A 12,314-nucleotide genomic window follows, 5' to 3' on the forward strand; every position below is an offset into this window, starting at 1 on the left:
GCCGCCTCACCCTTGGCTGAGGCGCTGCAGCTCCCGCCGCACCATGGCGACATAAGGTGGCGGGCCGAGCCGGTACAGCTCACCCGCTACCCAGTTCAACCAGGTGCCTTGCAGCTCCCCTCGCCTGGCCAGCAAACGTTCGGCCTCGGCCAGGGCGTGCGCCTGGTGCTGCCGATGAAAGTCGGCACGTGTGGCAAGCGCACCGTCACTCATTCACTGGCCTTGAAGGTGGTCAGCTCGCCTTTGCGCCATTTGGCAACCTTGCCGGTCACCGCCTTGAGCAGTTTGCCCAGGCCTTCCTGCACCTGCTGTTGCGCAGCGAAAACCAGCATCACGCCATGCCCCTCGCGCAACACGATGCCCTCGCCTTCAGGTACCGACACGAAGGCATAATCACCCACGCCATACACATTCAGTTTGATTTCGCGAAAGCGCATTTCCAGCTTGCCACCTTCACGGCTGGGCAACACAGCGGCGCGGAAGTGGTCGCCGACCTTCAGTTCAAGGCGCTGCTTGTCATCGACCACCAATGCGTCTTCGGTGTCGATTTCGGCCATGTAAAGGCCTTCAGGAGTTTGTTCGGTAACGTAGATAAAGCGGCCCTGGAACAGCTGGGCCAATTTACCGCGCAGGTCGCCCAGGGCGAACAACGCATGGGTATCAAGTGTGCTGACTGCCAATGAAGTAATCCTCAACCGGTTACAACCCGCCCTCCCCCAAGCTCGGGGAGGCACGGCCATTTCTTATCGATAGGCGAAAAGAGTAATAAAGCGATATGCGAAATGTCTGTGCCCGCTGACGATGCAGCGTGCAGGAATCTTTACTCTGGTTTGCCAGATTCGCCCTCAACCGAAGGCGTTTGGCTCACTCCCGGCCTGGGAACGGTGATGCCTGAGATCACTCACCAGAAAACGCAAGCACGGGGGTAGGCCTGCAAGAAGACAAGCCAAGGCATCCGTATGCGCATTACTGTAGGACAAATATGCCCGAAAACACTGAAACCCGTCGAGAGGCAATAAACAATTTCAGGCAGCCAGGCCTTTCTTCAGTTGCTGCTGCCAGGCAGCCTGGCACTCCAGCGCCTCTTCACGTGTGGCAAAGGCTGTGCCCCGGCGCTCGCCATTGACCAGCACCACCCAGCAAATGCGTTTGCCCAGCGCCTGCAAGGTGGCTGGCACACCCGAACCTATCATCACGGCTACATCGACCCGGCTATTCATCATGCCCTCCGACATTTAGTTAGCACCCTAACGATGACGCCATGATACGCCTGCCCGCCTGGAGAAAACAGCGCTTCGCGGTACAGCAGTGTTACGTTCGGAGCAACAAAACCAGCACACGCAAGAAACGCAAAAAGCCCCAGGGATAGCTCCGTGGGGCTTGGCACCGCGCGCGGGTTCAGACCTGGCGCTGGTGGCGGTCGAGCTGCTCGTGGCGCTCCTGCGCTTCGATGCAGTACTTGGTGGTCGGGCTGATCAGCAGGCGCTTCAGGCCAATCGGCTCACCGCTGTCATCGCACCATCCGAAGCTCTCGTCGGAGATACGGTCCAGCGCCATTTCCAGCTGAGGCAGCAGGCGCTGGTCGCGGTCGATGGCATTGACCAGCCAGCTACGCTCTTCTTCAACCGAAGCCACATCGGCCGGGTCCGACGGCGTGTCCAGACCTTCGATGGTGGTGCGGCTGAGCTCGATGCGCTCATGGGTGTCGACTTTCATCGCCTGCAGCAGCTCAGTGAAGAAGGCCAGCTGTTCAGGGTTCATGTAGTCATCGGCCGACATGGCCAGCAACTGTTCCTTGGTCATCGATTTCTCTATGAAAAAATGTGCATTTGGGCGATTCATGTGCCGCCGACGCCTTGGCATCGGCCGCGGAATTCTTCAAGCGCCAACCGGCACTCTTTTACAGGGGGCGGCAGTCTAAGGCGCCACGTCGCCAGGGGCAACACCATTGAGGGTGGAATTGACCGAATTGACGGTTAATCTGCCTGCCGGCTGTCACTTTCCGTTCAGTTACCCTGGCACTTCTCCATACCTGCCCTCGTCCAGGCAGTAGATCTGTAGCACCCGGGGCCTTCGGCCTGACGGCCCAATGGCGGCGTCACCTTTATCCGAGGCCACCGCCATGCCTGCTACAAGGCTCCCCCGCAGCACCACGCTGCCCTGCGATATTGCCCGCACATTCGCCAACCGCCCACGCCTGTTCGAGGCCGCCGCCAGCCTGCTGCTTGAACAATGGCCTGCGTATGGGCTCGACACAGCACTCGATGCCGTGGAGCTGCAACTGGCCAGTTTCGGCCCCGTGCCAGGTGTCGTCTATCTCCGCCCGCTGTATCAGGTGCTGGTCGAGCGTTTCTGCCTGCGCACCACGCTGAACCTCACCCCAGGGCAGGACGTCGTCTGCCGCGAACTTGATAACGAACCCGAACAGGTCGTCCCAGTCGATCTGCGGCAACTGGAAGCCCTGCTCAACGACTGTGGCCCACTTCTACTGGACAAGCTGAGCGCGGCGTTGGTCGACTTCTGGTGCGCGGCCGACGCCAGTGGTGAGACACCCTGGTCCTGGCTGGCCAACCATCTGCAATCGCAATTCCGCACTGCGGTAGCGCAGATCTCCCCGGATCATGTGCTGAGCGCAGCACAACCCACGCTCCAGGCGCTGGCCAACGGTTGCGCCGGGCACGACGACCTGATCAAGCTCTGCTCTGACCATGGCATCACCTTGCAGACGGTAGTCTCCAACTTTTCCGCCGACTGGCAACTGGACCCTAACCTGGCCAGCGCCCTGCTGATCGAGGGTGGCGAAACACCTGACCGTACACCCTTCACCGCGCTGTTTACTCCAGAGGGCCGTCTGTTGTCATTTACTTCTCGCAGCCGCTTTCTGGAAGCCGTCAGCGAGCATTGGCCTGCGATACTCGCCAAGTCGCCCCCGACCGTAAAACTGGGTACACCCGATCGGCAATTGTTCCAGGGACAGGCTGCAAACCTGCTGCAACAACAACTCGAAGGCATCGAGATTGCCGCCACGGCCTTTCATGCACAGGGCAGCGCCCAGCACCTTGCCAATGCCTTGGACCACCTCACCTCGCTGGCCCACCTGTGCAGCCGCGAGGACGATGCCAGCCATTCACAACTGATCGACCAGCTGCCCGCCTGGATGCGCGAAGGCAACCCCAGGGCACTGGTCGTCTACAGTTCGATGCTTGCCGATGTCGCACGCAGCAGCGCGCAAGCCGACGGCAAGACCTGGCTGGACGATGTGCCCAGCGCCCAGGCGTTCGCCTGTGAGCGCCTGGCCGAACTGATCCGTCGGGACCACCCCGAATCGACCCTGGATCCTGCCACCGTGCAAGTGATCAACCTCCAGACCACGGCCACGGCGATTCCGGCGGGAGCGGGTCAAGTGTTCAGTGGGGGCAGCACGATACCGGTGACGTTCAGCCTGACCCAGTTGGCCATCACCAATCTTGGTCTGCTGAGACCCGGACGCGTAACACTTCAGGCCAGCGATAGCCAACCCGTACCGGACTGGTTTGACACAACGGCGTTGCGCGCCCTGATAACCGAAGCCGATATCGGCGCAAACTATCCGCAAAAGCTCAAAGCCATACTGCTCGACGACCCGCAAGAATGCAGCCGCCGCCAACGGCTGCTGGCCAACCAACTGAGCACTCAACTGCCGGCGCAGGTCATGACCAGCTATATCCGGCACGGGTACCCCTCGCTGTCGGCGATCATCGCCATCGAAAACCTGTTTGCCCCGCTGGCCGATGAACACAGCCATTGGGTCCTGCGCCCGTTAGGCCTGCTACGCACGATGGATGCCAGCCCCGATCACCCGAGCAACGCATGGCTGATCGAAAACGATAGCTTGGCCCACGCCAGTTGCCTGCTGTACCGCCCGCTGCACAGTGAACCGATCCTGGAGTTCAAAGACCGGCTTGCGCTTCTCGTGGCGCTCAGTGAGCAGGGCGATCTTCAGAACGACATCATCCACCGGCTACCTGAGGAAGACCGGCGCATCTACAAGCATGGTGGTTTCATCGAGCCCCACCTGTTCCACCCAATGGAAGATGACTGGGCGATCGCGCCGGGCAAGCCGGCACCGGTGACCCTGTCGCGCGAAACGCCCACAGCTGATGTGGCCCGGGCCATTTACCTGGCGTGTGTCGAAGAGACATTGAGCAACTTCAGGGAGCACTCGACCAGCAGTGATGCAAGCCGCTGGCAACGCTGGCAGGAACTGGGCTGGCTGCTGCTCAACAGCGTACTGCCCTTCGTCGAAGGCCCGGTGGCCGAAGCCGCCTGGCTGGTGCAGATGGAAACCGCATTCGCCCGACTGGTGGAAGCCAGCGAGAATCAGCCACCGGCTGACCACAGCGCGGACTGGATCGAGTTGCTGGTCAACGTCGCCTTCCTGATCTTCAATCACGCCATGAAGCGCATGGAGCAACAACACCCTCTGGACGCCGCCCTGCCCCCTTACCCACACCGCACGCCGACGCCCGCCCCCGTGGTGATTACCAGCCCGACCGAAACCCGGCTCGACTTCAGCTGGGCGCAACCCTCGCTGAAACTCGACACGACACAAGCCCAGGCACTCGCCGAACTACAGGCCCATGTGCCGGTCGACGCCCTGGGCTCGCCAGTGCCAACCGGCCCGATGCAAGGCCTGTACCTGCATGCCGATCAACTCTGGGGGCTGATCGAAGGCAAGGTGTTCAAGGTGAAACTCGACCCGCACTCTGAACGGGCGCGAATCGTCGGCGGGGCCGACGGCAACCACGAAGGCCCCTGGCTCATGCGCGATGAAGTGGGCCGCTGGACGCTCGACCTCAGCTTGCGCCTGCGAGGCGGCATGCCATTTTCCAGCCGGGTAGCCAAGCTCCAGGCTGAGCGCAAGAAAGCCACCGAAGCACTGCGTGACCGGGTCATCGCCGACTCGAAAAGCGTGACCGAGCGGTTGCCCGAAATCAGGAAAATACACGCGCTGGGGCAACGCTCCGATGAGCCGCGCATCATCCGCAATTGCCTGGAAAAACTACACGTCTTCGAGGCCTTCGTCGCCGAGCACATCCAGCGCCTTCATGAGCTCAATGCCCAGACGCCGATCAGCGACTACAAGGCCAAGCGAGCCGGTACGCTGTATCACCAGCTTGATTGCCTGTTGAAAATTCGCGGTTTGCTGATGCAACTGTACAAACCAGAGCGCGCGCACTTGCTGGACATGGCCGAACAAGGGGCTCAAGCGGTGCCTCAGGACGAGGCGATTCTGGGCCGACGCCTGGGCGGCCTCGCCGCTCTGATTGACGACCTTTTCAAGAATGCCGAGGCCTTCGGGCAAGGCCTGGAAGAGCTATCCAGGCTTGCCAGCCCTTCTCTGCCAAAAACCGTGGACATGCTCGACACCCTCGAAAGGCGAAACGGCAATAGCACACCGTTCTACTGGCGGTTCATGCGGATCGAGAACAGTGTCAACCGCATCGGTCTGGAAAAGATGGAGGACAATGGCACGTTCTGGCTGGACCGCACCTGGGAAAGCATTGAACTGGCCATCAGTCAGCGGCTGCAACTGAACCAGCGCCCCCAAGCCAGCGACGAACTGAAACACCGGTTGCTGGACAACATCAGGCAGCACCTGACCACCGCAAAAGGTCGCCTGCACGTCTTGCAAGGCCTGTTCGACGAGGCCGCAGTACCGCCTGCGCTTCAGCGACTGCAAGCAGACCTCTCAGCCATGGCTGCCGAGCTGGCAGGCGAACTGGCTGAGTACCCTGACCTGCCACAACGCAGCACCGTATCGCAATTGAGCAGGCAATTGCCCGGTCTAATCGAAACCCGCGATGATGGGCTGCTACTGGGTCAACCGCGGGCGGATGATGCCAGCATCGTGGACATTCCGGGCGCCGAAACGGGATCGGTCACCCGCAGCTACAAGCGCGAGCAACAGCAGTGGATCGCGCTGGGCCCGCAGCCGCGTAAAGCCACCCGCCATTCGCCCGGCAAGCTGAAGACGCTCCTCAGCCAAAGCGAAAGCCGACTGGCCAGTGCCCGCAAGATGCTCAAGCTGATGCAAGGCAGTAAAGCCAACAGCTACCTGCCGGTGGACATCGAAGACATTCTCCTCCAGCACCGGAATATTCTGGACGACCATCGTTCAGCCATCGAGTTGAGCCTGACACGTGAAAACCAGACGGATGAACGCGTCGCCGACGCTGACGCAGCCCTGAACATCAAGGCCATCGAGGACCTGTCGGCGACACTGGCAGAGGAAGCCGTCAACCAAAGGGGCCGGGTTGCGTTGCTGCAGAAACCGAGAATGAGCGAACTGCAATTCCTGCTGGCCCGTGAGCAGGTGCAGATACGCGCGACAGGCCCGCGTCGGCTCCTGGCCAGAAGGGCCGGGCGTAGCGACGACTACCTGGAAGAGTTCGCCATCAGCCATGACGGCAGCGAGCTCTGGTATGCCCACTTCCACTACGCCGACAAGGATGTGGAACAGGTTGCCTATACCGCAGGCCACTTGAAGACGGCCGCCCAGCGCTATGACCAGGGCCGCTTCGCCAAGGACGCCAGCGGCCACGAGGTCGAGGTCTACCGCAGCCCGATCGACCTGGCGGCAGCCCGGCAATACTTTTTCGCCATCTGAAGCCTTGTAGAAGGCAAGCCAGCCCCCACAGCCAATGCACCCTCTCTGTGGGCCGGCTTGCCGGCGATGGGCGTCAGGGCGCCCCACGGTTTACCGGTCCTTGAACTGCGCCTCGCGCTTGGCGATGAACGCAGCCATGCCTTCTTTCTGGTCTTCAGTGGAGAACGCCGCGTGGAACACCCGACGCTCGAAGCGCACACCCTCGCTGAGGGTAACTTCGAACGCCCGGTTGACGCTCTCCTTGACCATCATGCTCACCGGGATCGACTTGCTGGCAATGGTCGCCGCTACTTTCAGCGCCTCTTCCACCAGCTCCGCCTGCGGCACGATGCGCGCCACCAGGCCAGCACGCTCAGCCTCCTCGGCCCCCATCAGGCGACCGGTCAGGCACAGCTCCATGGCCTTGGCCTTACCGACTGCACGGGTCAGACGCTGAGTGCCGCCCATGCCCGGCAGCACGCCAAGGTTGATTTCCGGCTGGCCGAACTTCGCGTTATCGGCAGCCAGGATGAAGTCGCACATCATCGCCAGCTCACAGCCGCCGCCCAGGGCGAAACCGGATACCGCAGCAATGATCGGCTTGCGCCGGTTGGCAATGCGGTCGGCATCGCTGAACAAGTCATCGACGTAGATCTGCGGGTATTGCAGGTCGGCCATCTCCTTGATGTCGGCACCCGCGGCAAAGGCCTTGGCCGAACCCGTGAGCACCACACAGCCGATGTTCGGGTCGCGCTCTAGCTGGTCCAGCGCCTGGTTTATCTCGCCAACGATCTGCGCGTTCAGCGCGTTCAACGCCTGTGGGCGGTTGAGGGTGATCAGGCCGACCTTGCCGTGGATGTCCAACAGGATGGTTTCGAATGCCATGCAGTCTGCTCCTTCAAAGATTGCGCGCAATGACCATGCGCTGAATGTCGCTGGTGCCTTCGTAGATCTGGCAAACCCGAACGTCGCGGTAGATCCGCTCCAGCGGGAAGTCACTCAGATAGCCATAACCGCCCAGGGTCTGCAAGGCATCCGAACAGACCTTTTCGGCCATTTCCGAGGCAAACAGCTTGGCCATCGACGCTTCCACCAGCGCCGGGCGCCCGGCGTCACGCAGCGCGGCGGCGTGCAGCACCATCTGCCGGGCCACGGCAATTTTCGTCGCCATGTCGGCCAGGCGGAAGGCCACGGCCTGGTGCTCGATCAGCGCCTTGCCAAAGCTTTGCCGCTCATTGGCATAGTCACGCGCCACTTCGAACGCCGCACGGGCCATGCCCACGGCCTGCGAAGCGATACCGATGCGCCCGCCTTCAAGGTTGGCCAGGGCAATCTTGTAACCCTCGCCTTCCGCGCCCAGGCGGTTGGCCACCGGCACACGCACGTTGTCGAAAACAATCTGGCAGGTGTCGGAAGCATGCTGGCCGAGCTTGTCCTCGACCCGCGCTACCTGGTAACCCGGCGAATCCGTGGGCACGATGAAGGCGCTGATCCCGCGCTTGCCGGCCTCTGGGTCAGTCACGGCAAACACGATCACCACGCCGGCGTTCTGCCCGGAGGTGATGAACTGCTTGCTGCCATTGAGCACGTAGTGGTCGCCATCAAGCTTTGCACGGGTTTTCAGGCTGCTGGCATCGGAGCCCGCCTGCGGTTCGGTGAGGGCAAAGGCACCCAGCATCGCGCCGGTTGCCAGGGGGGTGAGGAACAGCGCCTTCTGCTGCTCGCTGCCAAAACGCAGGATCGGTACACAACCTACCGAGTTGTGCACGCTCATGATCGTCGAGCAGGCGCCATCACCAGCGGCGATTTCTTCCAGGGCCATGGCATAGGCCACGTAACCGGTGTCGCTGCCGCCCCACTGTTCCGGGACCAGCATGCCGAACAGGCCCAGTTCGGCCATCTCCGCGATGGCCTCCTTGGGGAAACGATGCTCTTTGTCCCACTGCTCGGCAAAGGGTTTCAGGCGTTCCTGGGCAAAGGTGCGTACCGCATCGGCGATCTGTTGTTGCTCGTCAGTTACCAGCATGGTTCACCTCAGTACAGGCATTCGACGGCCATGGCCGTGGCCTCGCCGCCGCCAATGCAGATGGCGGCCACGCCGCGGCGCAGGTTGTTCTGGCGCAGGGCCGACAGCAGGGTCACCAGGATGCGTGCGCCAGAAGCGCCGATCGGGTGCCCCAGGGCGCAGGCGCCGCCGTGGATGTTGACCTTTTCGTGTGGCAGGTCGAAATGTTTCATGGCGGCCAGGGTAACCACGGCGAACGCCTCGTTGATCTCGAACAGGTCGACTTCGGCCAGGTTCCAGCCGGTGCGTTTCAGCAGCTTGTCGATGGCACCTATCGGCGCGGTCGGGAACAACGCCGGGGTGTCGGCGAAGGCCGCGTGGCCATGGATGACTGCAAGTGGCTTGAGGCCGCGCTTGTCGGCTTCGGAGCGGCGCATCAGCACCAGCGCCGCAGCACCGTCGGAAATCGAGCTGGCGTTGGCTGCAGTCACGGTACCGCCTTCACGGAAGGCAGGCTTGAGCTGCGGGATCTTGTCCAGGCGCGCCTTGGGCGGCTGCTCGTCGTCCTTGATCACGCGCTTTTCCTTGCCCTCGGTCACTTCCACCGGCACGATCTCGGCGGCAAAGCGGCCGCTCTTGATCGCGTCCTGGGCACGGGTGAGCGAAGCGATGGCGAACTGGTCCTGGGCTTCGCGGCTGAAGGCGTTGGCCTGGGCGCAATCTTCGGCAAAGGTACCCATGAGCCGGCCTTTGTCGTAGGCGTCTTCCAGGCCGTCCATGAACATGTGGTCGATGATCCTGCCGTGGCCCATGCGGTAACCGCCACGGGCTTTGTCCAGCAGGTACGGGGCGTTGGTCATGCTTTCCATGCCACCCGCCACTACCACTTCTGCGCTGCCGGCCAGCAGCAGGTCATGGGCCATGATTGCGGCCTGCATGCCCGAGCCGCACATCTTGTTCAGGGTGGTGCAGGTGGTGTGCTCGTCCAGCCCGGCACCCAGTGCCGCCTGGCGTGCTGGCGCCTGGCCCAGCCCGGCCGGCAGTACACAGCCGAACAGCACCTGCTCGACACTGGCGGCATCGATGCCGGCACGCTCTACGGCACCACGAATGGCCGCGCTGCCCAGTTGCGGCGCAGTCAGGCTCTTGAGGTCGCCCTGCAGGCCGCCCATGGGCGTGCGCACGGCGCTGACGATAACGATCGGATCATTGGCGAGGGTCATGTTCGCTCTCCTTACTTGGCAGCCATGCGCAGCGCACCGTCGAGGCGGATCACCTCGCCGTTGAGCATGCTGTTCTCGATGATGTGACGGGCCAGCGCGGCGTATTCCTGCGGGCGGCCCAGGCGCGGCGGGAACGGTACCCCGGCAGCCAGCGAAGCACGCACTTCTTCCGTCATGCCGGCCATCATCGGCGTTTCGAAGATGCCCGGGGCGATGGTCATCACACGGATGCCGAAGCGCGCCAGTTCACGGGCCACAGGCAGGGTCAGGCTGGCGATGGCGCCTTTGGAGGCAGCGTAGGCAGCCTGGCCGATCTGGCCGTCGTAGGCGGCGATGGAGGCGGTGTTGATGATCACACCGCGCTCCCCCCCGTCATCGGCTGCTCCTTCGGCCATGGCCGCCGCCGCCAGGCGCAGCAGGTTGAAGCTGCCGACCAGGTTGACATTGATGACCTTGGCGAAGCTGGCCAGACCGTGCGGCCCCTGCTTGCCCAGCACCTTTTCGGCACCGACGATACCCGCGCAGTTGACCAGCCCGTGCAGGCTCCCAAAGGCGCTGACGGCCGCATCGACTGCCGCCTGGGCGGCCTGCTCGTCGCTGATGTCGGCCACCGCGAAGCGAGCGTTGTCGCCCAGCTCGCGGGCCTTGGCCTCGACGGCCTGGGCATTGAGGTCGACCAGCATGACCTTGGCGCCGGCCTCGACCAGCATCTGCGCAGTGGCAGCACCCAGCCCGGAGGCGGCGCCGCTGACGATGAAGTGTTTATTGGCTATCTGCATGATCGGTTTCCTTTCAGGCGCTGGCAGGGGTGGCCTGTTGCGCGTTTTGTTTGGCGACTTCCTGGTTACGCAGGATGAAGCGTTGCAGCTTGCCGCTCGGGGTCTTGGGCAGCTCGCTGACGAATTCGATTTCGCGGGGGTAGGCGTGGGCATACAAACGCTGGCGCACGTGCTGACGCAGTGCATCCTCAAGCTCGATGCTGGCCTGTACGCCACTGGAGAGCACCACGAACGCCTTGATCAGTTCGGTGCGTTCAGGGTCCGGTTTGCCGATCACCGCTGCCTCTACGACCGCAGGGTGCTCGATCAAGGCGCTTTCCACGTCGAATGGGCCTACCCGGTACCCGGAGGTGGTGATCACATCGTCGCTGCGGCCGACGAAACTGATGCTGCCGTCCGCGTTCAGCTCCACGGTATCGCCGCTGAGGTAGTACTTGCCAACGAACGCCTTGGTCGGCAGGCCGTGGTAACCACCGAACCAGCATAGCGGCGATTGCTCGCGGTCGACGGCAAGGATGCCCGGCTGGCCGGCCGGCAATTCCCTGCCCTGCTCGTCCAGCACGACGATGCGATGGCCGGGGATGGCGAAGCCGGCCGACCCCAGGTGCACGGGGTGTGCAAGGCCGTGGTGGTTGCACAGCACCATGCCCAGTTCGGTCTGGCCGTAGTGGTCGTGGATGGTCACGCCCAGTTCATCGGCGAACCAGCGGATCACTTCCGGGTTCAGCGGCTCGCCGGCACTGCTGACCACGCGCAGGCGCCCTTTGATGGGTGACGAGAATTCGCTGCCGGCAGCGATCAACAAACGGTACGCTGTGGGCGAGCCGGCCAGGTTGGTGATGCCCAGTTTGTCGATTACCCGGGCGCAGCTTTCAACGCTGAACGGGCCATCGTAGAAGGTGGTAGCGTGGCCCAGCGACAACGGGCCGGTGACCGCGTAATACAGCCCATAGGCCCAACCCGGGTCGGCCAGGTTCCAGAAGTTGTCCTCAGGGCGCAGGTCGATGGCATCGCGCATGTAGCCCTGGAACGCGACAATCGCCCGCAACGGCACTTCCAGCGGCTTGGCTGGGCCGGTGGTGCCTGAAGTGAACATCAGCAGGAACGGGTCGTTGCCGCTACGCATGACCGGGTCGCACTCAGGCTCGGCGGCAGCGAGCAACTGCCCGAAGTCCGGCTCTCCTGCTAAAGCGCCGACGGTGATGCAAGCGGGGCAGTCGTCTACCTCATCGAGCTTGCCCCGATTGCCCCGGTCGGTGACCACCACCTTGGCATGGGATTGGGTCAGGCGATGCTCGATGGCCTTGGGGCCAAAAGCGGTGAACAGCGGCTGATAGACCGCCCCCAGCCGCCAGGTGGCAAGAATGGTCACCAGCAGTTCCGGTGTGCGCGGCAAAAGGCCTGCAACCCGGTCCCCCGGGCCCACGCCCTGCGCGCGCAAGACATTGGCAAAGCGCGCCGCCATGCCTTGCAGCTGATCGAAGCTGTAACGTTTGCCGTTACCCTCACGATCCTCCCAGATCAGCGCCGTCCTGTCCCCGCCTGCATGGCGATCGCAACATTCGACACAGGCATTGAGCGCCGTCAGGTTACCCTTCAACGCCGTGCTGGCAGCATCGGCATGGGCAAACGAACGGACGGCTTCGGCGTAATCGCGCATCGTCAGACTCCTGGTTTCT

Annotated in this window: 10 protein-coding genes; 1 reads left to right on the forward strand and 9 read right to left on the reverse strand. The window is 62.8% G+C overall.

Annotated features, from left to right (window positions below; genetic code table 11):
- Window positions 1–6 precede the first annotated feature (6 nt).
- The 4 genes from ABOC32_RS23085 to ABOC32_RS23100 form a co-directional block, all read right to left on the reverse strand.
- Window positions 7–213: a hypothetical protein gene (locus ABOC32_RS23085; RefSeq protein ID WP_426809010.1), complete on the reverse strand. Its 207-nt coding sequence runs from the start codon at window positions 211–213 to the stop codon at window positions 7–9.
- On the reverse strand, window positions 210–680 hold the full coding sequence (locus tag ABOC32_RS23090; protein WP_043204286.1) for a hypothetical protein: 471 nt from the start codon (window positions 678–680) through the stop codon (window positions 210–212). Before ABOC32_RS23090 ends, ABOC32_RS23085 begins: the two co-directional genes overlap by 4 nt.
- Window positions 681–1,025: 345 nt before the next feature.
- Entirely contained in the window at window positions 1,026–1,220 is a 195-nt protein-coding gene (locus tag ABOC32_RS23095) for a hypothetical protein (RefSeq protein ID WP_012271507.1), read from the reverse strand.
- Between the two features lie 178 nt (window positions 1,221–1,398).
- On the reverse strand, window positions 1,399–1,803 hold the full coding sequence (locus ABOC32_RS23100; RefSeq protein WP_426809011.1) for a TraR/DksA family transcriptional regulator: 405 nt from the start codon (window positions 1,801–1,803) through the stop codon (window positions 1,399–1,401).
- Between the two features lie 319 nt (window positions 1,804–2,122).
- Between ABOC32_RS23100 and ABOC32_RS23105 the strand changes: the two genes are divergently transcribed.
- Window positions 2,123–6,649, forward strand: a complete 4,527-nt coding sequence (locus tag ABOC32_RS23105) for a hypothetical protein (RefSeq protein WP_426809012.1) — start codon at window positions 2,123–2,125, stop codon at window positions 6,647–6,649.
- Window positions 6,650–6,739: 90 nt separating this feature from the next.
- Here the strand turns inward: ABOC32_RS23105 and ABOC32_RS23110 are convergent, their stop codons facing one another.
- Genes ABOC32_RS23110 through ABOC32_RS23130 form a run of 5 tightly spaced genes read right to left on the reverse strand, consistent with a single transcriptional unit; the run spans window position 6,740 to window position 12,295 of the window.
- A complete protein-coding gene (locus ABOC32_RS23110) occupies window positions 6,740–7,513 on the reverse strand; it encodes an enoyl-CoA hydratase (RefSeq protein WP_043198529.1) in 774 nt (257 codons plus the stop codon).
- Between the two features lie 13 nt (window positions 7,514–7,526).
- The gene (locus ABOC32_RS23115) at window positions 7,527–8,654 is read right to left on the reverse strand and encodes an acyl-CoA dehydrogenase (protein WP_426809013.1); all 1,128 of its coding nucleotides are present in this window, start codon (window positions 8,652–8,654) and stop codon (window positions 7,527–7,529) included.
- A gap of 8 nt (window positions 8,655–8,662) precedes the next feature.
- Window positions 8,663–9,856, reverse strand: coding sequence for an acetyl-CoA C-acyltransferase (locus ABOC32_RS23120; protein WP_426809014.1), 1,194 nt, complete (start codon window positions 9,854–9,856; stop codon window positions 8,663–8,665).
- Window positions 9,857–9,867: 11 nt separating this feature from the next.
- Window positions 9,868–10,635: an SDR family NAD(P)-dependent oxidoreductase gene (locus ABOC32_RS23125; RefSeq protein ID WP_426809015.1), complete on the reverse strand. Its 768-nt coding sequence runs from the start codon at window positions 10,633–10,635 to the stop codon at window positions 9,868–9,870.
- A gap of 13 nt (window positions 10,636–10,648) precedes the next feature.
- Window positions 10,649–12,295, reverse strand: a complete 1,647-nt coding sequence (locus ABOC32_RS23130) for an acyl-CoA synthetase (protein ID WP_426809016.1) — start codon at window positions 12,293–12,295, stop codon at window positions 10,649–10,651.
- Window positions 12,296–12,314: the final 19 nt, after the last annotated feature.

This window comes from Pseudomonas sp. WOUb67, from assembly GCF_050058005.1.
GTDB lineage: Bacteria > Pseudomonadota > Gammaproteobacteria > Pseudomonadales > Pseudomonadaceae > Aquipseudomonas > Aquipseudomonas putida_R.

Bases quoted from the DNA above. Each gene is read 5' to 3' on its own strand.
- ABOC32_RS23085 (WP_426809010.1), bottom strand. From the start codon at position 213: ATGAGTGACGGTGCGCTTGCCACACGTGCCGACTTTCATCGGCAGCAC.
- ABOC32_RS23095 (WP_012271507.1), bottom strand. From the start codon at position 1,220: ATGAATAGCCGGGTCGATGTAGCCGTGATGATAGGTTCGGGTGTGCCA.
- ABOC32_RS23100 (WP_426809011.1), bottom strand. From the start codon at position 1,803: ATGACCAAGGAACAGTTGCTGGCCATGTCGGCCGATGACTACATGAAC.
- ABOC32_RS23105 (WP_426809012.1), top strand. From the start codon at position 2,123: ATGCCTGCTACAAGGCTCCCCCGCAGCACCACGCTGCCCTGCGATATT.
- ABOC32_RS23110 (WP_043198529.1), bottom strand. From the start codon at position 7,513: ATGGCATTCGAAACCATCCTGTTGGACATCCACGGCAAGGTCGGCCTG.
- ABOC32_RS23115 (WP_426809013.1), bottom strand. From the start codon at position 8,654: ATGCTGGTAACTGACGAGCAACAACAGATCGCCGATGCGGTACGCACC.
- ABOC32_RS23120 (WP_426809014.1), bottom strand. From the start codon at position 9,856: ATGACCCTCGCCAATGATCCGATCGTTATCGTCAGCGCCGTGCGCACG.
- ABOC32_RS23125 (WP_426809015.1), bottom strand. From the start codon at position 10,635: ATGCAGATAGCCAATAAACACTTCATCGTCAGCGGCGCCGCCTCCGGG.
- ABOC32_RS23130 (WP_426809016.1), bottom strand. From the start codon at position 12,295: ATGCGCGATTACGCCGAAGCCGTCCGTTCGTTTGCCCATGCCGATGCT.